Origin of the sequence: Mediterraneibacter massiliensis (assembly GCF_001487105.1) — a bacterium.
Lineage (GTDB): Bacteria > Bacillota > Clostridia > Lachnospirales > Lachnospiraceae > Mediterraneibacter > Mediterraneibacter massiliensis.
Window position 1 is genome coordinate 1,090,617 of sequence record NZ_LN913001.1, and the last position, 23,069, is coordinate 1,113,685.

The following is a 23,069-nucleotide window of genomic DNA, read 5'->3' on the forward strand; positions in this document are numbered from 1 at the left end:
GGGAGGGGAGGGATTTTAATCCCCCCTCCCATTATTTTACAGGGAAATCAGGTGACTATTTGAGTACAGTAACAATTTCAATTATAATCATTGCAGCTGTGGGCTATTTTGTTTTCCAGGGCGTGAAAAATTTTCAGCTTCACACGATGAATACTGCGCTTCATAAAAAGGACAGTGATACAGTGGAGCGTATCGCGGATATGGGGCTTTCCCGCAGACTGCTGGGGGAATATGTCTGTGACTTATATAAGTTGAGAGTGTATTATATTTCCAGAGAGACAGAGAAATTTGAAAAAATGCTGCGTCATATGATTGAGAAAAAGTATCGGGATCCTGCGGATAAGCAAAGTTTTCTGGAAGTATATTTCCATACATTTCTTATAAAAGGAAACCGGAAATATGCAGATTGGCTTCTGGAAGAGATAAAAAATACGAAGGATCCGGCATTTATCCACTACAATGAAATGGCGTATGCCGTTATGCTGGACGGGAAACATGACCTGATTGATGAGATGGTGGAGGAGATCAATTCCAAGAAGTATTATGGTTTTGCGCTTGGAGTGATTTTATTTATGGTCGCGAAGCAATATTCTTATCTGGGGGATAAGAAAAATGCAATGACATATTATCAAAGTGCAAAAGCATGTTTTCATCCTAAGGCAGTCTATATGCCGATCGTAGATATCTGTCTTAAGGAAGAAGACACGGACGCTGCACATGCTTTGGAGTAGGAGAGATAAGATGATTGGATTATTGGTAACAGGACACGCAAATTTTGGATCCGGTATGACAAGCTCTGTTAATTTGATCGCAGGGGAACAAGAGGCATACCGCTATGTAGATTTTCTGCCGACATACAGCACAGAAGATCTGACTCGTGAGCTTACGAAAGCGATGGAAGAATTAAAGGACTGCGAAGGAATTATATTATTTACAGACCTGATGGGAGGAACGCCGTTTAATGTTGCGGCACAGCTTGGACATGGGAAAGACAATATCAGGATCGTGGCAGGGACCAATCTGCCGATGTTGGTAGAGATCGTTATGTCCAGAAAGTTTATGGATGATCTGGACGGATTGGTTGATGCTGTCCTGGAAACCGGAAAAGAACAGGTGACAAAATACGAATTCAAGCAGGTAGTACAGGAAGAATCGGAAGACGGTATCTGAATGAAACAGCTGCATACTATAAAAAATAGAGCCGCTGTATATAAAGCGGAGAGAGGAGAAAAATATGAGTAAGATTTTTGATGTGACAGAAGAAAAAATGAAGGAAACCTCATCAACTTTTACTCTTACAGAGATTTATCAGCAGCCTGCTACATGGGAAAAAACATGTAAGCAGATTGAAGCGGAAAAAGAAGAAATACAGAAATTTATCGATCAGGTTATAGGATGCGAAGATTTTGATGTGATTTTAACAGGCGCAGGCACAAGTGAGTTTGTAGGAAACGCACTTTTCCCACACCTGGCAGGTTTATTAAACCATAAGGCAAAATCATATGGAACAACGGATATTGTAGCGACACCGGAAGCATATCTGTCAAGGACAAAACCGACGTTGCTGATCAGTTTTGGACGTTCCGGAAATTCACCGGAGTCAGTAGGCGCGATCGACGCAGCGGAAAGTGTATGTGATCATATTTATCATTTGTTCATCACATGCAATAAAGAGGGCGCGTTGTCTAAACGTGCGGCTGCAACAGAGAATTGTTATGCGATCAATCTGACACCGGAGACACATGACCAGAGTTTTGCCATGACTTCCAGTTATTCTAATATGTATTTGGCAGCATATCTGTGCTTCCATTTAGGAGAGCTGGATAAGGTGTTGGAAGGTGTGCGGAAGATTGCTGCGGCAGGACAGGATTTTCTGGATAACAGGTTTGCTGTTGCGCAGAAGATTGTTGCAGAATATGATTTTGACCGTATCGTCTACTTGGGAAGCAATACGCTGAAAGGGACGGCGCAGGAGTCCGCGTTGAAAATGTTGGAACTTACAGCAGGAAACGTAGTAACTATGTATGATACTCCGATGGGATTCCGCCATGGACCAAAATCTATTATTAACGATAATACACTGACAGTTGTATATCTTAGCGATTGCGCCTATACAAGGCAGTATGAGACGGATCTGTTAAAAGAGATGAGTGGACAGCGTAAAGGAAATAAAATCGTGGCAGTTATGAGCAAACAAGACGATGAGACAGCTGCGCTGGCTGATTATGCAGTTTCCTTCGGTCTCGACGGGAAGACGGAAAATGTACTGTTGGGACTGGATTATATTCTGTTTGCACAGACACTTGCTGTATTAAAATCCCTCTCTATGTCTATTACGCCGGATAATCCGTGTCCGACAGGCGAGGTAAACAGAGTGGTAAAGGGAGTTACTCTTTATCCATATACAAGAAAATAAGAAACAATTGAGAAAATAGGGACATGGTTTGCTTTTTCGGCAAACCATGTTCTGACAAGGAGGAAGAAACAGCAATTATGAACTGGGAAGTTATAGGATGGAGCTGTGTTACTGTAGGTGTTCTGATAGGAATATGCGCCCTTGTTCTGGTTTTTATTTCTTCACGAAATATGAAAAAGAACAGAGAAGCAATGTTGAAATTGCAAAAAGGAATCCGAGTTGGAGCTAAGATCATGTTTGCAGGCGGGATTTACGGAAAGATCGTAAAAATCAAAGACGATCTGATCGATGTAGAGATCAATAAAAGCACCGTGGTGCAGATATCCCGTTACAGCATTCAAAACGTAATGGAGTGATTCGCTAGGAGGTGGTGTCAGGACTCTTCAGAAGAGGTGTTCTGACGCTCCGTTATTTTCTTGACATAGGCGCTTGGTGTGATGTTGAAATACTTTTTGAAAAGTCGGGAAAAATAATGAATGGAGCTAAAACCAAGCATATATGCGATTTCACTGATCGTATATTGGTTTTCCCGGATCAACTCTTTGCTTTTCTGCAGTTTGATATTGAGCAGATAGTTTTTTGGTGAGCTGTTCAAGTGCGTTTTGAATAAAGCCTGAAGAGAAGAACGGGAAATGTAGAATTCGTGACAGATTTCTTCTATCGTGATCGGCTCGGCAATACGCTTGTTCATATAAGCGAGGATTTCTGATAAAAGATCGTTCATATGGGACTTACTGTCTGAAAGCAATGCCTGATGATTAATGGTCTCGTAAAACTGCATAAGCAGCATGAGCGCTTCCTGCAGATAGCAGACCATAAGTGTACGTGTATAATAAGAATTTGCAAAACTCTCGATCAGAAGTTTCCATAAAACCTGCTGTAATTCACTTGTACAATGGAAAATCTGGTTGCGTATATGCAAGGGTTTACGCTGGTTAATATCAAAAATTGCTGTCAGATAGGAACAGGCAGACTTAATATCTACAGTTGCTGCATCTGATCTGAACAAAATCAGATCATGAGGCTGCAATGTATATACATCATGTGACAGAGTGATATCTAAAGAACCTTCATACACATAAATGAGTTCATATGATTTATGAGTTTTTTTTAGAAGTCGGCAGGGCGTCATCTGGTTTGTAAACCAGCAGTCTAGTATTCTGCGGACATGAAAAGGCGCTGATACCGGCTGATATGTGTATGGGGTTGGCAGGTCTACGGTGCAAGGTTCCACCTGCGTTGAAATAAGATTCCAGGTAAAGGGGATAGACAGAGGGATCACATTAAAGTACATGTTGGGATTAATCTTCACATAATGTCGGATCGGAAATGTTTTTAGATCTTCCATATCCGGAGAATTAGCGATCAAAAGCAGGGAGAGTCCTTGTGTACATTCTATATAGGTCTCGCAGGGGAAGATAAAAAGTTGTTCTATCTTTTTAGAATGAGAAGTGATTTCTTGACAGATAAGGCTGTGGTTTTGAATATCTATTGGTTCATCGTAAAAAGTTCCAAATGGTTCAAAGCTGTGATCAGCTATTTGATTTATCATCTTAAAGATCCCCCATACTATATGAGTCACATGATTACTATATTAAAAAATTATAGTATAACTGCCGGCAAAAATCAAGATGTCAGGAACTTGTGCAAAATGCAGCGGAACAGGTATTTGAGCAGGGAAATAGTATGTTGGTTAAGAAAACAGGAGGAATAGGTATGATCATCCAAAGCAAGAAGGTCTGGTTGGCAGACCAGTTTGTAGAAGCACAGATTGAAGTGGAAAATGGGAAAATTGTAAATCTGTATGAATACGGGACAAAAGCGGTAGATAAGGATTATGGAAGTGAACGGATCCTGCCCGGGTTTATCGATGTGCACTGCCATGGAGCATACGGATTTGATACGAATGATGCCGACGAAGAAGGACTGCGTCATTGGATAAAAAATATTGTATCCGAAGGCGTGACTGCGCTTCTTCCTACGACGATCACACAGAGTGAAGAGGTTCTTACAGGAGCGCTTAAAAACGTAGCAAAGGTAGTGAAAGAAGGATATACAGGTGCGGAGATAGTAGGAATCCATTTCGAAGGTCCGTATTTGGATATGAAATATAAAGGAGCACAGCCGGAACAGTTTATTTGCAAACCTACGGTAGAACAGTTTAAAAAATATCAGGAAGCAGCCAATGGCATGATCAAATATATTACAATGGCAACGGAGACAGATGAGGATTTTGCTCTGACGCAGTACTGTGCAGAACATGGCGTAGTGGTCAGTATCGGACATTCTGCTTCAACAAGCGAACAGGCTGTCCGGGCATTTGCCTATGGCGCGAGGTCTATGACGCATGTGTACAATGGCATGACACCGTTTAATCACCGGGCAAATGGTCTGGTAGGAGCAGCATATCGTATAAAGAGTATGTATGGAGAAATCATCTGTGACGGAAATCATTCTACACCTGCAGCGCTGCATCAGTTTTTTGAGGCAAAAGGACCGCATTATGGTATAATGGTAAGCGATGCTTTGATGGCAAAAGGAAAACCAATAGGCTCTAAGTTCTTATTTGGCGGAAACGAGATCGAGATCTATCCGGACGGAAGTGCGCATCTGACTTCCACAAAAGGACTTGCCGGCTCTACTTTGCGTATCAACGACGGCTTGCGTATCTTGATAGAAGAAGCACTTGTTCCGGTGGATACGGCGATCAATTCATGTACAAGAAATCCGGCAGCGTGTCTGCATTTGGAAGATCGTAAGGGATCTATCAAAGTGGGACTGGATGCCGACCTGGTCGTTCTTGACAGAAACTATCAGGTACTTGAGACATATTGTATGGGAAAGGCAATGTTGGCACAAGAAGCTTAAATAAACAAAAGATATGGATGAATAGATAAATGGGAAAGAAAAAGAATTCGAAACCGGTGGAGACGATCCGCCTGTCAGGCAGAAATATATATACAGATAAAAAGAAACGTACAATCTATTATGATTTTGTGACAAAACAAGGATACTTGATCGAGAAGAAGAATGAGAATTCTGCTGTGTTTTATAAAAACCGTTTTGTAGTGATTTTATTTGCTGCGATCCTGTGTGGAGCGACATTTTTGACAGTCCGCCAGGCGATTGTCGCAGGTGTGGTAATGCTGGTGTTGGCAGAGATATTTTTCAGAAGATCCTTTTTGAAAAAATTAGAGCCAGTTACAGATGTAGACTTTGAAAAGAGAGTTTCCGCGTTAGAATATATTGTCACAAAAAAAGAGAAGGGCAGAGTGATCGCCTTAGCAGTGCTGTACTTGGTATTTGCAGTTTTGATCTTGCTGAATGCATATCAGGAGAAATATGGGACAGGGCTTGTCATATTCAGCGGCTGCCTTGCGGTGGTAGGAGTATATTTCAGCGCGCTCCACTTCATAGCACTGGTGAAGATGAATAAGAAAAGGAAATAAAATAGAAGGTATGCAAAGAACCACTGTGTCAGATAAGCGGGTCCTGCCCTGTGTTCTGACACAGTGGTTCTTCGCTGTCTCTTCCAATCAGAAGTTTTACTCCACTATTAGAAGGCAGATTCCTCAATTCTGCTTACGCTTCATTTCGCACTGCTTGTTGCTTCGTTAAATTTATATTTATTTTATTGTAGTTTATCTTTTGTTGTGTTAAGGTAAGAGTATCTTTTTAGATGCGCATCTATAAGAAAGAGTCTTGTGTTTTTTAAGCACAGTCTGATGATCTGCTCTGTACAGATCATTCTGTTTTATCCGGTTTCCGGATCGTCGATATATCCGGATCTTTATCCGGGATATTCGCAAACATTTACCCAAAGAAACAAAATCACATATTTGTGCCGGAGAAATTTTACGTCACAGGCAATTTAGGGAAAAGTGTTGTAAACCGGCAGGCTTTTCCCTATAATGAAAGGAGAAAAGTACAGATGGAACTAAAACAAAAGCCATTGAAGGATTTGAACCTGCTGGATCGTTTTTTATTCGCACAGGCGGCGGACGACCCGGATACCATGCGGGATATATTAGAGATCATCTTAGGGAGAGAGGTTGTATTAAAACTGCTGCCCCAGACGGAGAAGGAACAGCGCATCCATCCCTTAAACCGCTATGTGCGGCTGGATGTATGGGCCATGGATGAAGAGGACACGGTATATAATACAGAAGTCCAGAAGGAGAACACGGGAAATCTTTCGAAACGGAGCCGCTTCTATCAGGCGCTGATAGACTCGAATCTGTTGACTCCGGGAGAAGTCGGCTTTCAGAAGTTAAATCCCGTATATATCATCCTGATCTGTCCCTTTGACCTGTTCGGATACGGACTGTACCGCTATACCTTCCGTATGCAGTGTGAGGAAGTACCGGAACTTTCGTTAAAAGACGACGCTGTCCGTATCTTCCTTAATACCCATGGAACGAATACCGAGGGCGTGTCAGAAGAACTGGTAGAACTCCTCAAGTATATGGAGCACACCACGGAGGAAGTGAGCAGGACCTGTGCCAGTGAGCGGATCCATAACATCCAGAAGCGCATCCGGGCTATCAAATCCAGTGAAAAGATCGGAGTGAGGTATATGCAGGCTTGGGAAGAAAAAATCATGGGACAGAATAAGGCACGTGAGGAAGGCCATGCAGCCGGATTGAAAGAAGGAAGACTGGAAAAGCTGCAGGAATTAATAGAAAAGAAAGTCCAAAAGGGATATTCTGTTGAAGAGATAGCAGAGATGTTGGAAACAGATATAGAAACTGTACAGAAATTCAGGAGAAAATAAATATAAATTCAACTGACAAAATGGGCGTGGAAAATATGTGTGTTACGTGAGCGAGGAATTTCGGCAAAGCCCTGACGAGCGATGTAAAATACACATTTCATGTGTCCTTTTGCCATTTGACTTCATATTTCTTTTGATTACTTCCACAGTGTTAGCTCAATTCTGCTTACGCTTCATTTCGCTATCGGCAGTCGCCGAATGAAAAGGAACAGCTCATACCCTGTTTACATGCAAGCATGGCACATGGCATGAGCTGTTCTTTTCGCACTGCTTGTTGCTCCGTTAAATTTATATTTTTCCTGCGGAGCCGCATACGGAGATTTTTTCTTTGACGAGGGCAGCGACGTTATCCATACCTGTTTTACCGTATTTTTTAGGATCAAATGCATCCGGATTTTCTCCGAGATATTTTTTGACGCCGTCGCTGAAAGCGATACGCAGTTCGGTTGCGAAATTTACTTTACAGATGCCGCGTTGGATGGCTTCACGGACTGCTTCGTCCGGCACGCCGGAAGCGCCGTGTAGGACAAGAGGAATAGAGACGACGTCACGAATAGCGCTGAGACGATCAAAATCCAGCTTTGGTGTTCCCTTGTATAAACCGTGTGCAGTCCCGATCGCAACTGCAAGAGAAGTCACTCCTGTACGTTCGGCAAACTCTTTTGCCTGCTGTGGATCTGTATAAGGCGAGTCGTCTGCTGCAACGAGGTCATCTTCTTTTCCACCGACTTTTCCCAATTCTGCTTCTACACTGACGGCAGACGGAAGACAGGCATCCGCTACCCGGCGTGTTAAAGAGATATTATCTTCAAAAGATTCATGAGAGCCATCGATCATAATAGAGGTATAACCTGTCCGCAGTGCCTGCATTGCAAGTTCGAAACTACTGCCATGGTCAAGGTGCATAGCGACCGGAACAGAGGAGCTTTCGGCTGCTGCGCGGACCATAGCAAGATAATAAGAAAGTCCCGCATATTTAACAGTAGACGGGGTCGTCTGCATAATGACTGGTGCCTGCATTTCCTCGGCTGCTTTTAATACAGACATGACCATTTCCATATTTTCTACATTAAATGCACCGACTGCATAGTGTTCTTCCTGTGCTTTCTTCAACATTTCGTTTGTTGTAACTAATGACATAGAAATAACCTCGATTCTTTATAGATTTTATTGCTTAATTTGCTAACAGTATAGCATATAACCTTTGGTTTTGTCTCTCTATTTCTGGCTTTCTTAAAAAATGCAAATGATTGTTTAATAAATCCAAAGTATGATACTTTATTTCGTGCTAGGATGAAGAAAGAAAAGGAGGGATCATCATGGTATTGAATCCACTGAAAAAAATTGTAGATCTGCAGAAAGAAGGGAAAAATGTCGGCATCTATTCTGTCTGCAGTGCGAACAAATATGTTATTGAAGCGGCGATAAAAAGAGGCAAGGCAGACGGTTCCTGCGTACTGATTGAAAGTACGGCAAACCAGTGTGACCAAAACGGCGGTTATACAGGGATGAAACCGGCGGATTTTAAAAAATTCGTGCTGGAGATTGCCAGAAAAAATGGATTTGATGAACAGAAGATATTCTTAGGCGGAGATCATTTGGGACCTCTGACTTTTGCGGGAAAAGATGAAGCAGAAGCGATGGCAGATGCAGAAGAACTGATCCGTCACTATGTGGGAGCGGGCTTTACGAAAATCCACATTGATACGAGTATGAAAGTGCGCAGCGACGCGAAAGATGAAAGACTTTCCGATGAAGTGATCGCAGGACGCGGCGCAAGGTTGGCACAGGTGGCTGAAGAGACATACCATGAACTTCTCAAGACAGAACCGGATGCAATCCCGCCGGTGTATATCATCGGAAGTGAAGTGCCCATTCCCGGAGGCGCTGTAGGCAGCGAAGATACAGGAGTACAGGTGACAAAGGTAGAGGATTTTAAGAATACGGTACAGGCATTTAAAGAAGCATTTAAGAAAGCAGGACTTGGAGCCGATGTGTGGGAACGTGTGATCGGTGTTGTCGTACAGCCGGGTGTGGAGGAAAAGGACAGTGGATGTACGGAATATGATCGTGAGAAGGCAAAAGAACTGATGGCTTCCATCGAGGAGTTCCCTACGCTTGTATTTGAAGGACATTCGACAGATTATCAGACAAAGATGAAACTGCGTGAATTGGTGGAAGATGGTGTTGGTATTCTGAAAGTAGGGCCAGCGCTCACATTTGCCATGCGTGAGGCGATGTTTGCTTTGGAACATATCGAGAAAGAATTGTTCTATGGTACAGATACGGTTTTAAGCCATTTCGCAGAGACATTGGATGCTGAAATGTTGAAAGATGAGAAATACTGGAAAAAGCATTATCAGGGAAGTGATCTGGAAATACGGATGAAGAGAAAATATTCCTTCTCTGACAGATGCAGGTATTATATGCCGACACCGGCGGTGGAAGAAGCGGCTGACCGGCTGCTTGGAAATCTGGAAAAAGCAGGCGTTCCATTGAATCTATTAAGCCAGTTCATGCCTATCCAGTATACGAAAGTACGGGAGGGTCTGCTGGAAAATACGCCGATAGAACTTATAGAAGACAGGATCATCAATACGATTGATGAATATTTATATGCAACCCATCAGAAAGAGATCATGTAACACGGACTTTGTCTGACGATGGTGGATGCCAAAAGCAGAGAATTTAAAAAAGCAAAAACGCTGTGCTGTGAGTGAAAACTCGGACAGTACAGCGTTTTTTTCTATGGTGTGTTCTGTTGGCGCATGCTTTTTATGAGGAAGTCTTTACATGGATTTCTTGCAGATGTACTGGACAGGCCATACTTTCATGTGATAAACTATGAGGAAAAATATGAGCTAAGAAAAGAGGAAAAGAAATGGCGCAGTTATGGGGCGGGCGTTTTACAAAGGAAACGGACCAACTAGTATATAATTTCAATGCCTCGATCTCATTTGACAAAAGGTTGTGTGAGCAGGATATAAGAGGGAGTCTTGCCCATGTGAAAATGCTGGCAAAGCAGGGGATCCTGACGGAGAAAGAAAAAAAACAGATCTTAGAGGGATTGGAAGGAATCTTAAAAGATGTCAAGGACGGCAGACTTAAGATCACGGATGAATATGAGGATATCCATAGCTTTGTGGAGGCAGTGCTGACACAGCGGATTGGCGAAGCAGGAAAGAAACTGCATACAGGGAGGAGCCGCAATGACCAGGTAGCATTGGATATGCGGCTGTATATCCGGAATGAAGTAAGAGAACTTGACGTATTATTAAAAGGACTTTTGACCGTATTACTAAAATTGATGAAAGAAAATACAGAAACTTTCATGCCGGGGTTTACGCATCTGCAAAAAGCGCAGCCGATCACGCTTGCGCATCATATGGGGGCCTATTTTGAAATGTTTAAACGTGACCGCCTGCGGATGAAAGATATTTATAAAAGGATGAATAGGTGTCCGCTTGGAGCAGGGGCGCTTGCGGGAACTACCTATCCTCTGGACAGAGAATATACAGCGGAGCTTCTGGAATTCGACGGGCCTACTTTAAACAGTATGGATTCTGTATCGGACAGAGATTATCTGCTGGAATTGCTCTCTGCGATGTCTACGGTGATGATGCATTTGAGCCGTTTTTCTGAGGAAGTGATCATCTGGAATTCCAATGAATATAAATTTGTAGAAATCGACGATGCATATAGTACAGGAAGCAGCATCATGCCGCAGAAGAAGAATCCGGATATCGCGGAACTTGTGAGAGGAAAGACCGGGCGAGTCTACGGAGCACTGATGGCGCTTTTGACGACAATGAAGGGAATCCCACTTGCTTACAATAAGGATATGCAGGAAGATAAAGAATTGACTTTCGATGCGATCGACACGACAAAAGGCTGTCTGCTCCTGTTTACAGGCATGTTAGAGACAATGAAATTTCATCATAGTCGGATGGAAGACAGTGCAAAACGTGGTTTTACTAACGCCACCGATGCGGCGGATTATCTTGTCAATCATGGCGTGCCATTTAGGGATGCGCATGGGATCGTCGGACAGCTTGTATTGTACTGTATCGAGAAGAATATCGCGCTGGATGATTTAAGTCTTGCGGAATTTCAGTCTGTTTCTCCGGTATTTGCCGAGGATATATATGAGGCGATCAGCATGAAGACTTGTGTAGAACAGAGAAATACTATCGGAGCGCCGGGAAAGGCTGCGATGGAGAAGGTAATCGCAGCGGAGGAAGCTTATTTGGCAGAGAAAAGCGAAGATGTTTGAACATAGTTTTGTAAATTAAATATAGGTGAAAGGATCGGGAAACCGATCCTACATAAGAAGAAAGAAGGAGAAGAAAAATGGAGCAGAAACTAAAAGTTGGAATTTTGGGAGCAACGGGCATGGTAGGACAGAGATTTATTTCTCTTCTGGAAGATCATCCGTGGTTTGAGGTTGTAACAGTAGCGGCAAGTCCGCGCTCTGCAGGAAAGACGTATGCAGAAGCGGTGGGAAATAGATGGAAAATGGATACCCCGATGCCGGAAGCAGTAAAGAAGCTGGTTGTTTTGAATGTAAATGATGTAGAACATGTGGCGTCTACAGTAGACTTTGTATTTAGTGCAGTAGACATGACAAAGGACGAGATCAAAGCGATCGAGGAGGCATATGCGAAAACAGAGACACCGGTCGTATCGAACAACAGCGCGCACCGTTGGACACCGGATGTGCCTATGGTGATTCCTGAAGTGAATCCGGAACACTTTGAAGTGATCGCAGATCAGAAAAAGCGTCTGGGTACAACACGTGGATTTATCGCGGTAAAACCAAATTGTTCCATTCAAAGTTATGCGCCGTGTCTGGCTGCGTGGAAAGAGTTTGGCCCGAAAGAACTGATCGTAACGACCTATCAGGCGATTTCAGGAGCGGGCAAAACATTTAAGGACTGGCCGGAGATGGTGGAGAATATTATTCCGTATATTGGCGGCGAGGAAGAAAAAAGTGAGCAGGAGCCTCTGCGTGTACTTGGAAAAGTGGAGAACGGAGAAATTGTCAAAGCAGAGCTTCCAAAGATTACCTGCCAGTGTGTACGTGTGCCGGTATTAAACGGACATACGGCCGCAGTTTTCATTAATTTTGAGAAGAAGCCGACGAAAGAACAGCTCATTGAGAAGCTGACAAGTTTTAAAGGATTTCCGCAGGAAGCAGATCTTCCAAGTGCTCCGAAGCAGTTTATCCAATACCTTGAAGAGGACAACAGGCCACAGGTAAAGATGGATGTAGATTATGAAAAGGGAATGGGTGTGTCTATCGGACGTCTCAGAGAGGACACGATCTATGACTACAAGTTTATCGGACTGTCTCACAATACAGTAAGAGGTGCTGCAGGCGGAGCCGTACTGTGCGCGGAGTCTCTGACAGCGAAAGGATATATCCAGGCAAAATAATCGGAAAGATATTAGAGATATAATCGGAAAGAATCTTTTTGGTGATTTTTATGAATTGCCCCTTCCGGCAGGATGTGGTATAATAAGTGTCCCAGCAAAGGGATACAAGGCAACATCCTATGTCGTCCGGCAGCTGCCGGAAAGGGCAATTCAGAATGAATATCTATTTTAGAAGCAAATCAATCATTTCATGATCCGGGGGTTTTCTCCCCACTGAATTCCTAAATGAATAAAAGTGAGAAAAGTAAGGGAAAGGAGGCAGAAGAATTTTGTGCACGCCTGGTGTCTGCGTGCAGATGGTGTATATTTTCTGCTGGGGAAAATATGAATGAAGGTGCAGGTTTTCTGTGACAGGAGAAAATATGAAAGAGAAAAAAGAAAAATGGGCAAAGGGAGGAAAGCTCCTTTTATTTGTGTTTGTTGTTTTTGTTTTTGCGCTTTCCTGCATACAGGTCGCGGCAGCGGAAGAGAAGAGACAGCCTATGTACGACGCATCCTATCTGTCAGGACTGCTTACAGGAGTAGGTTTTGCGGAAAAAAGTGAGCAGGAAGAGAAGTTGGTGAGAAAGGCTGTTCCGGGAAAGAAAGTGTACACGAATGTACTCGCCGCAGATCAGGGAACGATCGATATGGTAAAATACAGCCCGGACGGACAGTCCTGGGAAATGGTGGACAGTTGGTCGGAAGGTGTTCTGGGAGCGGACGGAGAGTGGGCGTTTTGTGCGGATCCTACTGTTGGCTTCCAGTCAGGAGATAAGCAGGTATACGATGCGGCAGCATATTACAGTCAGTATACGATCGATACGATCGGATGTGCCTTTGCCTGGTATGATGACTGGAAGACGACACTGGGGTTTTCTTTTACTTCCAGTCAGGATTATTTCTTTAAACAGATATTGATCTGGGAGGTGCTAAATGAAGTAAACGGCTGGTATCCCGGAATTACTTTGGAATTCGGGAACAATGTGCTGTGTCCGGACGGAGTGCACTATGTATCGGAATATACCTGGCAGGTGCTGCAATATGGGATCGAGCATGCGACAGATCCAAAATGGAGAGAAAAATGGGAATGCAGCGGCGTTATATTAAAAGGAAACGGGCAAGATCTTTGTCAATGGGAGTATCGTCCGGCGGGAGGATATGTAGAAATACAGAAAGAATCTTCGGATGCAGATATTTCCGAAACCAATCCCTGTTACAGCCTGGCAGGTGCTTCCTATGGGATTTACGCAGAAAAAAGTTTGAAAGGAACGCTCGTGACAGACGCAAATGGATACGCGCGTAGTGAAAAGTTGCCTGTCGGCACTTATACGGTGCGTGAGATCAAGGCACCGGCAGGCTATACATTGTCCGGAGAAAGTGTGATTGTTTCTGTAAAAAGCGCGCAGACAGTCAGTGTGCAGGTAGAAGACAGACCGATTAAGGCAAAGGCAGATCTGAAGCTTGTGAAACTAGATGCAGGAACAAAGGGGATAAGAGCAGAGGGGAGTGGTTCACTGGCAGGAGCGCAGTTTTCTGTTTCTTTTTATGATGGATATTATACAGAGGAAACATTACCAGATAAACCAAAGAGAACATGGATCATGGAGACAAAAGAGGCAGATAAAGAGCGAGAAGGGACAGAAGAAAAAGAAAGAGAAGCTTTTTGGGAATTTTCTGAACTATATAAGATATCCGGGGATCCTTTTTATTATTCCAAGGAAGACAAGGAACCTGTATTTCCGCTTGGAACGATCGTTATAGAAGAAATAAAAGCACCGACAGGATATTTGCTGGAGGGCGCTGTGTTTCGGAAAACGGCGGAGGAAAAAACAGAGCCGGACACAGAAAGGAAAGAAGTTTGGACTTCTGTGTGTGTGATACAGATCAAACAGGAAGGAGAAACGGCACATCTGTCGGGAGGAAATACGTATTATGCGGCAGATGAGGTGATCCGGGGCGATTTTTCTTTTACAAAGATAGAAGAAAAGACGCAGAAAGCGATGGCAGGGATCCCCTTTAGGATCACTTCTGTGACAACAGGGGAAAGTCATGTTATTGTAACGGATGCTAATGGGTATTTTTCTTCTGCTTCTGATTATGTCAGACATTCCGTGGACACCAATGCCGAAAAGGCAGAGGCGGGGCTGTGGTTTGGAATGGCCGATGGCGTGGCGGCGCCGGTGAACGATACACAGGGAGCTCTTCCCTATGATACATATAGGATAGAGGAACTGCGCTGTGAGAATAATACAGGCAAACAACTGTATACAGGAGAATTTATCATTTCAAGGGATGCCTTTGTGCTGGACATGGGAACGATCGAGAATCTAGACTTTCCGCAAGAGCCGAAGGAGCAAAAAACAGACAGACCAGATACACTGATCGGACACAGGCAGCAGACAAAGCGCGTACAGACCGGAGACGATGCCCTTATCTATATGTATATGATTGGAATTTTTATCAGCATTGGGACAGTGCTTATTGTCTTTATAGATAAAAGGAAAAAAAGAAGATAAGATTCCTCTCTTTTCTTTAAAGCGTGTGTGTGATAAAATGTCTCACATAGGAAATGGAAAAGGAGGATGTCACAATGGGAATGACGATGACCCAGAAAATTTTGGCGGCGCATGCAGGTCTTGCATCTGTTACTGCCGGACAACTGATCGAAGCGAAGCTGGATGTGGTCATGGCCAATGACATTACAGGACCAATGGCTCTGCCGATTTTTAAACAGATGGCAGATAAAGTCTATGACAAAGATAAGGTAGTGTTAGTGCCGGATCATTTTACACCGAATAAAGATATCAAATCAGCAGAAAATTCAAAATCAATCCGTGAGTTCGCAAAAGAGCAGGGATTAAAGTGGTATTTTGAACAGGGAAAATCTGGCGTGGAACACGCGATCCTGCCGGAGGCAGGCGTGGTTGCCGCCGGGGAATGTATCATAGGTGCCGATTCACATACTTGTACATATGGCGCACTGGGAGCTTTTTCTACAGGTGTGGGAACGACGGATATTGCCACAGGAATGGCGACAGGAGAACTTTGGTTTAAGGTGCCAAGCGCGATCAAATTCGTGCTGACTGGAAAACCGGGGCCTTATGTCAGTGGAAAAGATATCATTATCCATATTATCGGAAAAATAGGTGTGGACGGCGCGTTATATAAATCGATGGAATTTACAGGTGACGGGATTGCCAATCTGTCGATGGACGACCGGTTTACGATGGCGAACATGGCGATCGAGGCAGGGGCGAAGAACGGTATTTTCCCGGCAGATGAGAAAGTAAAGGCATATTTGAAAGAACATACGCAGAAAGAATATAAGATTTACGAGGCAGATGAAGACGCCGACTATGACGCAGTCGTAGAGGTGGATCTTGCGAAAGTGCGTCCGACTGTCGCATTCCCACACTTGCCGGGAAATGCAAAAACGATCGATGAGATCGAGCAGATGGAGCCGATCAAGATCGACCAGGTAGTGATCGGTTCCTGTACAAACGGAAGAATGGAAGATATGAGAAAGGCAGCCGCGATCCTAAAGGGGCACACTGTACATCCAGATGTAAGAGTGATGGTAGTGCCTGCGACACAGAAGATTTATAAGGAATGTATCCAGGAAGGTCTGCTGGACATTTTTGTAGATGCAGGATGTGCTGTGAACACACCGAGCTGCGGTCCTTGTATGGGCGGCCACATGGGAGTTATGGCAGCAGGCGAAAAATGTGTATCCACGACAAACCGAAATTTTGTAGGAAGAATGGGGCATGTGGATTCTCTGATCTACCTGGCATCGCCGGAAGTAGCGGCCGCAAGTGCGATCGCAGGCTGTATTGCAAATCCTGAGAAAGTAGGTGAGAAAGAATGAGAGCATGTGGGCATGTATTTAAATATGGAGACAATGTAGATACGGATGTGATCATTCCTGCAAGATATTTAAACAGTTTTGATGCAAAAGAGCTGGCAAGCCATGCAATGGTCGACATTGACCCGGAGTTTACAAAAAAAGTACAGCCGGGGGATCTGATCGTGGCAAATAAAAATTTTGGCTGTGGTTCCTCCAGGGAACATGCGCCTCTTTGTTTAAAAACAGCCGGGGTGAGCTGTGTCATCGCAGAAACCTTCGCACGCATTTTTTACCGTAATGCCATCAATATCGGACTTCCGATCATTGAATGTCCGGAGGCAGCAAGAGGTATAGAAGCGGGAGATGAAGTAGAAGTAGATTTTGACAGTGGGAAAATTTATAATCGAACAAAAGGTACGCAGTTCCAAGGACAGGCATTTCCGGAATTTATGCAGAAGCTTATTGCAGCCGGAGGGCTTGTAAATTACACAAATAATAAGAAAAACGGGTGAGATATGAGAAAAGAGGAGAAAAAGGGCAGAGGTATTGCGCTTCTGCCGATCGGGGTGTTTTTGGTTATCTTTTTAGGTGCAGGTATTCTATTTGATGATTTCTATTCTATGCCTGCGATAGTCGGTTTCTTGCTTGCACTTTTTGTGGCTTTTTTGCAGAACCGTAAATTGTCTTTTGCAGATAAGATCAAAGTGATCTCTGCAGGAGTAGGTGAGGAAAATATTATTACCATGAGTCTGATTTTTCTGTGCGCAGGCGGTTTTTCCGGTGCGGTAACAGCGGCGGGAGGCGTAGACAGCACGGTAAATCTGGGCTTGTCTTTTATACCTTCCCATTTTGCTGTGGCAGGTCTGTTTATCATCGGTTGTTTTATTTCGGTTTCTATGGGTACATCTATGGGAACGATTGCGGCACTGGCGCCGATCGCTGTGGGGATCAGTGAGAAGACGGGGTTTTCACTGGCTATCTGTATCGGAGCAGTCGTATGCGGTGCGATGTTTGGAGATAATCTGTCTATGATCTCTGATACGACGATTGCTGCAGTAAAGACACAGGGATGTGAGATGAAGGATAAATTTAAGGCGAATTTCTTGATCGTGCTGCCCGCAGCTATAATAACAATTATCTTTTTCTGGCTGATGACAAGAAACGTCAGTTATCAGATGGAAAGTGAATTTTCTTATAATTTGTGGAAGGTACTCCCTTACGTGATCGTATTGGTAGGGGCTTTGATCGGAATCAACGTTTTTCTTGTATTGATCAGTGGAATCGTAGTGTCTCTGATCGTAGGAGTGGCAACAGGCAGTATTGCGGTTTCTGAAATATTCAGTGTAGTAGGCAGCGGTGTGACTTCTATGTATGATATTACTGTAATCTCTATCGTTGTAGCGTGTGTGGTCTCTCTTGTGCGCGAATACGGAGGAATCCAATTTATCCTGGAGATGATCAAAAGCAGGATCCACGGGAAAAGAGGCGGAGAACTTGGTATAGCCCTTCTTGCCCTTTTTGTAGATCTTTGTACGGCAAATAATACAGTGGCGATCGTTATGGCAGGACCAATCGCAAAAGAGATCAGTGATGAATTTGACATTGAGCCAAAACGTTCTGCATCCCTTTTGGATATGTTTACTTCTGTGGGGCAGGGAATGATCCCGTATGGGGCACAGCTCTTGTCTGCCGCTACGCTGACAGGGCTTACGCCGTTCCAGATTATACCGTATCTGATCTATCCGATCCTGATGGCGGTCAGTGGTCTTATCGTGATTTTGTTCCGCAGGCAGAAAACCAATGAAGTTCCACAGATATAAAGTCAGGGAACAAAATTGATAAATAGAGAAACTTATGATATAATGCAGGGCAGTAACGTGCATGCAAGAGCACGTACTGCTCTTTGCATATCAAGAAGTAAAAGAAAAAGAGGGAGAACATATGGAGTTAGTATACAGAAGTACACGCAGCACAGAAAAAACGGTGACAGCTTCCCAGGCGATTTTAAAGGGACTGGCAGATGACGGTGGTCTGTTTGTTCCGGAGCAGCTGCCAAAGTTGGATGTGGACATGGAGACGCTTAAGAGCATGACTTACCAGGAGACGGCATACGTGGTAATGAAGCAGTTCCTTACAGATTTTACGGAGGAAGAATTAAAGCATTGTATCAAAAGCGCCTATGATGAAAAGTTTGATACAGAAGAGATCGCGCCTCTGGCAAAAGTAGGAGATACCTATCATTTGGAATTGTTCCACGGAGCGACGATCGCGTTCAAGGATATGGCACTGTCGATCTTGCCTCATTTGCTGACTACAGCGGCAAAGAAGAATCATGTGAAAAATGAGATTGTGATTTTGACAGCGACGTCAGGAGACACAGGAAAAGCCGCGCTTGCAGGCTTTGCAGATGTACCGGGAACGAAGATCATCGTGTTTTATCCTAAAGGCGGCGTAAGCAAAGTGCAGGAACTGCAGATGGTGACCCAGAAGGGAGACAATACTTCTGTTGTAGCGATCCATGGGAATTTTGACAATGCGCAGAGCGGCGTTAAGGAGATTTTTGAAGATAAAGAACTGGCAGAAGAACTGGCTGCGTGCGGCTATCAGTTTTCGTCCGCTAATTCTATCAATATCGGGCGGCTCGTTCCGCAGGTCGTTTATTATGTATATGCGTATGCGAAACTTTTGGAGAATGGAGAAATTTCCGAGGGAGAAGAAATTAATGTCACGGTGCCGACAGGAAACTTTGGGAATATATTAGCGGCGTATTATGCAAAGCAAATGGGCGTGCCGATCGCAAAATTAATCTGCGCGTCCAATGAAAATAAAGTGCTTTTTGATTTCTTCCAGACGGGAAGATACGATCGAAACAGAGAATTCGTGCTGACTTCCTCTCCTTCTATGGATATTTTGATTTCCAGCAACCTGGAACGTCTTATTTATACGATCGCAGGACAGGATGCACAGAAAAATGCAGAATTGATGCAGGCACTGAAAGAAAAAGGCGCATATGAGATCACAGCAGAAATGCAGGAAGGACTGAAAGATTTTGCGGGCGGGTATGCAACAGAAGCGCAGACTAAAGAGATGATACGAGAAACGTATCAGAAGACAGGATATGTAATGGACACGCATACAGCTGTAGCCGCCTATGTGTGCAGAGAGTATAAAAAGAAGAACAAAGATGCAAAAAAAGCACTTGTTGCTTCTACTGCAAGTCCCTATAAGTTTGCTCACAGTGTGATGACAGCGATCGATGAAGCATACAGCAAAAAGGATGAATTTGAGCTGATCGATGAACTGCATAAGATTTCCGGCATGGAAATACCGGCGGCAATAGAGGAAATACGGAATGCTCCGATCCGCCATACGAGAGAGTGTGACGCAGATCAGATGAAAAAGACCGTAAAAGAAATATTGGGAGTTGAGGTGTAGGCAATGGATGACTTTTTTGGCATTATTAGTGTGATTGTTTTTGGGTGTGGGATTTATGGGTTCTATGCCTATTTCCAGATGAAACGGGACGGGCACATCAATGAAACGCTTTTGCTTGGAAAAAGCTATACAGAACAGATGTGCAAAGACAAAGAAAGTTATATGAAAAAAGCGCTTCCTGCGGTATTGATATTTGCAGTTGTCGCTACGATATATGGGGCAATCGATATGTTCCATTATTTCGTACAGCCGATCATGCTGATCGATGTGATCGGCATGGTGGCATTTTTCATTATGCTGATATGGTTTATGGTATATACAACAAAATTGAAAAATAAGTATTTTTGATTGATTTTTAACAAATTATTTAGTATAATGTATCCTGGCATGAAGTTTTCATGTTCCCCCATTTTGAAACTGGGGGAAAATGTAATGTCAAATATTGTTTTACTATATTTGGCGCTCTATACTATAGAAAGAAAGAGGTTGAGTGTAACATGGCGAATATTGATTTAACTCAGTATGGTATTACAGAAACTACAGAAATCGTGTATAATCCTTCCTATGAAATGCTGTTCGAAGAAGAGACCAATCCGGCTTTGGAAGGGTTTGACAAAGGTCAGGAAAGCGAACTTGGTGCGGTCAATGTTATGACTGGTATCTACACAGGGCGTTCCCCGAAAGACAAATACATCGTGATGGATGAGAATTCCAAGGACACTGTATGGTGGACTTCTGATGAGTATAAGAATGATAATCATCCAGCTAGCCAGGAAGCATGGGATACTGTAAAAGCAATCGCACAGAAAGAACTTTCAGGCAAGAGACTTTTTGTAGTAGATGCATTCTGTGGCGCAAATAAAGATACACGTATGGCAATCCGTTTCATTATGGAAGTGGCATGGCAGGCACACTTTGTTAAAAATATGTTTATCCGTCCGACAGAGGAAGAATTAAAAGACTTTACTCCGGATTTTGTTGTTTATAATGCTTCTAAGGCAAAAGTAGAGAACTATAAAGAACTGGGACTGAATTCTGAGACAGCGGCTATGTTTAATATCACAAGCCGTGAGCAGGTGATCGTAAATACATGGTACGGCGGAGAAATGAAGAAAGGTATGTTCTCTATGATGAACTACTACCTTCCTTTAAAGGGCATTGCTTCTATGCACTGTTCTGCCAATACAGATATGAACGGAGAGAATACAGCGATCTTCTTCGGCCTTTCCGGAACAGGTAAGACAACACTTTCCACAGATCCAAAGCGTCTTCTTATCGGAGATGATGAGCATGGTTGGGATGACAACGGAGTATTTAACTTTGAAGGCGGATGCTATGCAAAAGTTATCGATCTGGATAAAGAGTCTGAACCAGATATCTACAACGCGATCAAGCGTAACGCGCTTTTAGAGAATGTGACACTGGATGAAAACGGAAAGATTGATTTTACAGATAAGAGTGTAACAGAGAATACACGTGTATCTTATCCGATCGATCATATTGAAAAAATTGTACGTCCCGTTTCTTCTGCACCGGCAGCTAAGAATGTGATCTTCTTGTCTGCAGATGCGTTTGGTGTACTTCCTCCGGTATCTGTTCTGACACCGGAACAGACAGAGTACTACTTCCTGTCCGGTTTTACAGCAAAACTTGCCGGAACAGAGCGTGGGATCACAGAACCGACACCTACTTTCTCCGCATGCTTTGGACAGGCATTCCTGGAATTGCATCCGACAAAATATGCAGAGGAACTTGTTAAGAGAATGAAAGAAAGCGGAGCTAAGGCATACTTGGTAAATACAGGATGGAACGGAAGCGGAAAGCGTATTTCCATTAAAGATACAAGAGGTATCATCGATGCGATCCTGGATGGTTCTATCTTAAATGCGCCAACAAAGAAAATTCCATTCTTCAACTTTGAAGTTCCGACAGAATTGCCAGGCGTAGATCCTAAGATTCTGGATCCACGGGATACTTATGCAAGTGCTTCTGAATGGGAAGAAAAAGCAAAAGATCTGGCGGGAAGATTTATTAAGAACTTTGCAAAATATGAAGGAAACGAGATCGGCAAGGCGCTGGTAGCAGCCGGACCGCAGAAATAATAAAAAGAGAGATTCCGTAAGGAAATAAAAAGTATCCCAAAGTCTTTGCAGACGATGGGATACTTTTTGCGTAATAGGGAATACTGTGTGGTTTTATGAAAAAATGCAGCTATGGAGAGGTGTGTCTGCATGGGAAAACAAGTTTACAGAAAAATATCGGCGGTCTTGTCGCTCTTACAAACTTTTGTGAGTTTTTTTGTAAGCATATTTAATTTCATTGTGCTGACACTTCTTGCCTTCTGATGACATATCCGTACACATTTTTGACAGCTGATACATTTGTTCTTATCTGTTTTTTTAGGATCTTCCAAGGAAATCGCACCGGCAGGACAGACTTTTGCACAAGTTTTACATTCCGTACAAAGATTGATATCTGCTTTAGGGTACAGACCGGCAGTACTGTATTTTCGATAGGGAGTATTGCCTGGTACGTTAATAGTATAGCTTTCAAAAGGTTGTTCGGCTTTCAGACGTCTGTTTAATTGTGTGGCAAAGTCAGAGAGCACCTTCATATCTTCTTTGTTTGGCCGCCCAAGACCAATAGAACGTACGATAGAATGTTCTGTGGGAAAAGCGCCGGCGCCGATTACTTTGAAACCTCTGTTTTCTGTTTCTGTTTTTAATTCGAGAAGTGCGTCCTCATATTCGCGGCAGCCGTAAGTCACGAAAACAGCGGCGGGGGTATTATTTCCCTGTATTTCTTTCAGGCAGTCCAAGAAAGTGCAAGGGACCCTTCCGGCATAGACAGGAACCCCAAAAAGTACAAAATCATTCTGCGTAAATGACAGGGCAGGTCTTTTTTCTTTATGCACAGAAAAATCAAAAGATACTGATTTTAAATGTATATTTTTCGCGATTTCCATAATAACTTTTCTTGTGGTTCCTGTGGGACTAAAATAGACAAGTTTTAATTCATTCATTTTCATAAAGCAAAACTCCTTATCTGATTAAGTAATGTGATAACGCCAGGTATTTTGGCAATATGGTAACTATATCATATTCAGGGAAAGAATGCACGCATTTAGAGAGGGAAAATTGGAAGGAATTGAAAGCGGAAAACAGGTTGTAAATTTGAAA

At 43.4% G+C, this 23,069-nt stretch carries 20 protein-coding genes; 17 read left to right on the forward strand and 3 right to left on the reverse strand.

Features of this window, described 5'->3' with window-relative positions; translation table 11 throughout:
* Positions 1-59: 59 nt before the first annotated feature.
* The 4 genes from BN3282_RS09555 to yajC all read left to right on the forward strand — a co-directional run bounded on the left by BN3282_RS09555 (position 60) and on the right by yajC (position 2,772).
* Positions 60-731 (forward strand): hypothetical protein, encoded by a 672-nt coding sequence (locus tag BN3282_RS09555; protein WP_059068698.1) that lies wholly within the window; start codon positions 60-62, stop codon positions 729-731.
* 10 nt (positions 732-741) lie between these two features.
* Entirely contained in the window at positions 742-1,170 is a 429-nt protein-coding gene (gene agaF / locus BN3282_RS09560; RefSeq protein WP_059068700.1) for a PTS galactosamine/N-acetylgalactosamine transporter subunit IIA, read from the forward strand.
* A 64-nt stretch (positions 1,171-1,234) separates the two neighbouring features.
* A complete protein-coding gene (locus tag BN3282_RS09565) occupies positions 1,235-2,416 on the forward strand; it encodes an SIS domain-containing protein (RefSeq protein ID WP_059068702.1) in 1,182 nt (393 codons plus the stop codon).
* Between the two features lie 77 nt (positions 2,417-2,493).
* Complete coding sequence (gene yajC, locus BN3282_RS09570) at positions 2,494-2,772, forward strand: preprotein translocase subunit YajC (protein WP_059068704.1); 279 nt, start codon at positions 2,494-2,496, stop codon at positions 2,770-2,772.
* A gap of 17 nt (positions 2,773-2,789) precedes the next feature.
* Here yajC and BN3282_RS09575 read toward each other — a convergent pair whose 3' ends face one another.
* Entirely contained in the window at positions 2,790-3,968 is a 1,179-nt protein-coding gene (locus BN3282_RS09575; protein ID WP_059068706.1) for a helix-turn-helix transcriptional regulator, read from the reverse strand.
* A gap of 164 nt (positions 3,969-4,132) precedes the next feature.
* Here BN3282_RS09575 and nagA point away from each other — a divergent pair, with 164 nt between their 5' ends.
* The 3 genes from nagA to BN3282_RS09590 all read left to right on the forward strand — a co-directional run bounded on the left by nagA (position 4,133) and on the right by BN3282_RS09590 (position 7,190).
* Positions 4,133-5,284, forward strand: coding sequence for an N-acetylglucosamine-6-phosphate deacetylase (nagA, locus tag BN3282_RS09580; RefSeq protein ID WP_059068708.1), 1,152 nt, complete (start codon positions 4,133-4,135; stop codon positions 5,282-5,284).
* 29 nt (positions 5,285-5,313) lie between these two features.
* A complete protein-coding gene (locus BN3282_RS09585; RefSeq protein WP_059068709.1) occupies positions 5,314-5,865 on the forward strand; it encodes a hypothetical protein in 552 nt (183 codons plus the stop codon).
* Between the two features lie 482 nt (positions 5,866-6,347).
* Complete coding sequence (locus BN3282_RS09590; protein ID WP_059068711.1) at positions 6,348-7,190, forward strand: Rpn family recombination-promoting nuclease/putative transposase; 843 nt, start codon at positions 6,348-6,350, stop codon at positions 7,188-7,190.
* A 288-nt stretch (positions 7,191-7,478) separates the two neighbouring features.
* On the opposite strand, the gene fba is transcribed toward BN3282_RS09590, so the two are convergent.
* Positions 7,479-8,330 (reverse strand): class II fructose-1,6-bisphosphate aldolase, encoded by an 852-nt coding sequence (gene fba / locus BN3282_RS09595; protein WP_059068713.1) that lies wholly within the window; start codon positions 8,328-8,330, stop codon positions 7,479-7,481.
* Between the two features lie 179 nt (positions 8,331-8,509).
* Between fba and BN3282_RS09600 the strand changes: the two genes are divergently transcribed.
* From BN3282_RS09600 to pckA, 10 genes are all read left to right on the forward strand, one after another.
* The gene (locus tag BN3282_RS09600) at positions 8,510-9,835 is read left to right on the forward strand and encodes a class II D-tagatose-bisphosphate aldolase, non-catalytic subunit (RefSeq protein ID WP_059068715.1); all 1,326 of its coding nucleotides are present in this window, start codon (positions 8,510-8,512) and stop codon (positions 9,833-9,835) included.
* 236 nt (positions 9,836-10,071) lie between these two features.
* Positions 10,072-11,463 carry an argininosuccinate lyase gene (argH, locus tag BN3282_RS09605; RefSeq protein ID WP_059068717.1) on the forward strand — a complete coding sequence of 464 codons (1,392 nt, stop codon included), beginning with the start codon at positions 10,072-10,074 and terminating at the stop codon, positions 11,461-11,463.
* Between the two features lie 77 nt (positions 11,464-11,540).
* Entirely contained in the window at positions 11,541-12,626 is a 1,086-nt protein-coding gene (gene asd, locus BN3282_RS09610) for an aspartate-semialdehyde dehydrogenase (protein ID WP_059068719.1), read from the forward strand.
* 362 nt (positions 12,627-12,988) lie between these two features.
* Positions 12,989-15,124 carry an MSCRAMM family protein gene (locus tag BN3282_RS09615; protein ID WP_059068722.1) on the forward strand — a complete coding sequence of 712 codons (2,136 nt, stop codon included), beginning with the start codon at positions 12,989-12,991 and terminating at the stop codon, positions 15,122-15,124.
* 74 nt (positions 15,125-15,198) lie between these two features.
* Complete coding sequence (leuC, locus tag BN3282_RS09620) at positions 15,199-16,476, forward strand: 3-isopropylmalate dehydratase large subunit (protein ID WP_059068723.1); 1,278 nt, start codon at positions 15,199-15,201, stop codon at positions 16,474-16,476.
* Entirely contained in the window at positions 16,473-16,967 is a 495-nt protein-coding gene (locus BN3282_RS09625; RefSeq protein WP_059068725.1) for a 3-isopropylmalate dehydratase small subunit, read from the forward strand. The genes leuC and BN3282_RS09625 overlap by 4 nt, the downstream gene beginning before the upstream one ends.
* A gap of 3 nt (positions 16,968-16,970) precedes the next feature.
* Complete coding sequence (locus tag BN3282_RS09630) at positions 16,971-18,275, forward strand: Na+/H+ antiporter NhaC family protein (RefSeq protein ID WP_059068726.1); 1,305 nt, start codon at positions 16,971-16,973, stop codon at positions 18,273-18,275.
* Positions 18,276-18,396: 121 nt separating this feature from the next.
* Positions 18,397-19,890 carry a threonine synthase gene (thrC, locus tag BN3282_RS09635; protein WP_059070361.1) on the forward strand — a complete coding sequence of 498 codons (1,494 nt, stop codon included), beginning with the start codon at positions 18,397-18,399 and terminating at the stop codon, positions 19,888-19,890.
* Positions 19,891-19,893: 3 nt separating this feature from the next.
* Positions 19,894-20,238, forward strand: coding sequence for a hypothetical protein (locus tag BN3282_RS09640; protein WP_059068728.1), 345 nt, complete (start codon positions 19,894-19,896; stop codon positions 20,236-20,238).
* Between the two features lie 149 nt (positions 20,239-20,387).
* On the forward strand, positions 20,388-21,992 hold the full coding sequence (gene pckA, locus BN3282_RS09645; RefSeq protein ID WP_059068730.1) for a phosphoenolpyruvate carboxykinase (ATP): 1,605 nt from the start codon (positions 20,388-20,390) through the stop codon (positions 21,990-21,992).
* Positions 21,993-22,135: 143 nt separating this feature from the next.
* Here the strand turns inward: pckA and BN3282_RS09650 are convergent, their stop codons facing one another.
* A complete protein-coding gene (locus BN3282_RS09650; RefSeq protein ID WP_059068732.1) occupies positions 22,136-22,918 on the reverse strand; it encodes an EFR1 family ferrodoxin in 783 nt (260 codons plus the stop codon).
* Positions 22,919-23,069: the final 151 nt, after the last annotated feature.

Bases quoted from the DNA above. Each gene is read 5' to 3' on its own strand.
- agaF (WP_059068700.1), top strand. From the start codon at position 742: ATGATTGGATTATTGGTAACAGGACACGCAAATTTTGGATCCGGTATG.
- BN3282_RS09565 (WP_059068702.1), top strand. From the start codon at position 1,235: ATGAGTAAGATTTTTGATGTGACAGAAGAAAAAATGAAGGAAACCTCA.
- yajC (WP_059068704.1), top strand. From the start codon at position 2,494: ATGAACTGGGAAGTTATAGGATGGAGCTGTGTTACTGTAGGTGTTCTG.
- BN3282_RS09575 (WP_059068706.1), bottom strand. From the start codon at position 3,968: ATGATAAATCAAATAGCTGATCACAGCTTTGAACCATTTGGAACTTTT.
- nagA (WP_059068708.1), top strand. From the start codon at position 4,133: ATGATCATCCAAAGCAAGAAGGTCTGGTTGGCAGACCAGTTTGTAGAA.
- BN3282_RS09585 (WP_059068709.1), top strand. From the start codon at position 5,314: ATGGGAAAGAAAAAGAATTCGAAACCGGTGGAGACGATCCGCCTGTCA.
- BN3282_RS09590 (WP_059068711.1), top strand. From the start codon at position 6,348: ATGGAACTAAAACAAAAGCCATTGAAGGATTTGAACCTGCTGGATCGT.
- fba (WP_059068713.1), bottom strand. From the start codon at position 8,330: ATGTCATTAGTTACAACAAACGAAATGTTGAAGAAAGCACAGGAAGAA.
- BN3282_RS09600 (WP_059068715.1), top strand. From the start codon at position 8,510: ATGGTATTGAATCCACTGAAAAAAATTGTAGATCTGCAGAAAGAAGGG.
- argH (WP_059068717.1), top strand. From the start codon at position 10,072: ATGGCGCAGTTATGGGGCGGGCGTTTTACAAAGGAAACGGACCAACTA.
- asd (WP_059068719.1), top strand. From the start codon at position 11,541: ATGGAGCAGAAACTAAAAGTTGGAATTTTGGGAGCAACGGGCATGGTA.
- BN3282_RS09615 (WP_059068722.1), top strand. From the start codon at position 12,989: ATGAAAGAGAAAAAAGAAAAATGGGCAAAGGGAGGAAAGCTCCTTTTA.
- leuC (WP_059068723.1), top strand. From the start codon at position 15,199: ATGGGAATGACGATGACCCAGAAAATTTTGGCGGCGCATGCAGGTCTT.
- BN3282_RS09625 (WP_059068725.1), top strand. From the start codon at position 16,473: ATGAGAGCATGTGGGCATGTATTTAAATATGGAGACAATGTAGATACG.
- BN3282_RS09630 (WP_059068726.1), top strand. From the start codon at position 16,971: ATGAGAAAAGAGGAGAAAAAGGGCAGAGGTATTGCGCTTCTGCCGATC.
- thrC (WP_059070361.1), top strand. From the start codon at position 18,397: ATGGAGTTAGTATACAGAAGTACACGCAGCACAGAAAAAACGGTGACA.
- BN3282_RS09640 (WP_059068728.1), top strand. From the start codon at position 19,894: ATGGATGACTTTTTTGGCATTATTAGTGTGATTGTTTTTGGGTGTGGG.
- pckA (WP_059068730.1), top strand. From the start codon at position 20,388: ATGGCGAATATTGATTTAACTCAGTATGGTATTACAGAAACTACAGAA.
- BN3282_RS09650 (WP_059068732.1), bottom strand. From the start codon at position 22,918: ATGAAAATGAATGAATTAAAACTTGTCTATTTTAGTCCCACAGGAACC.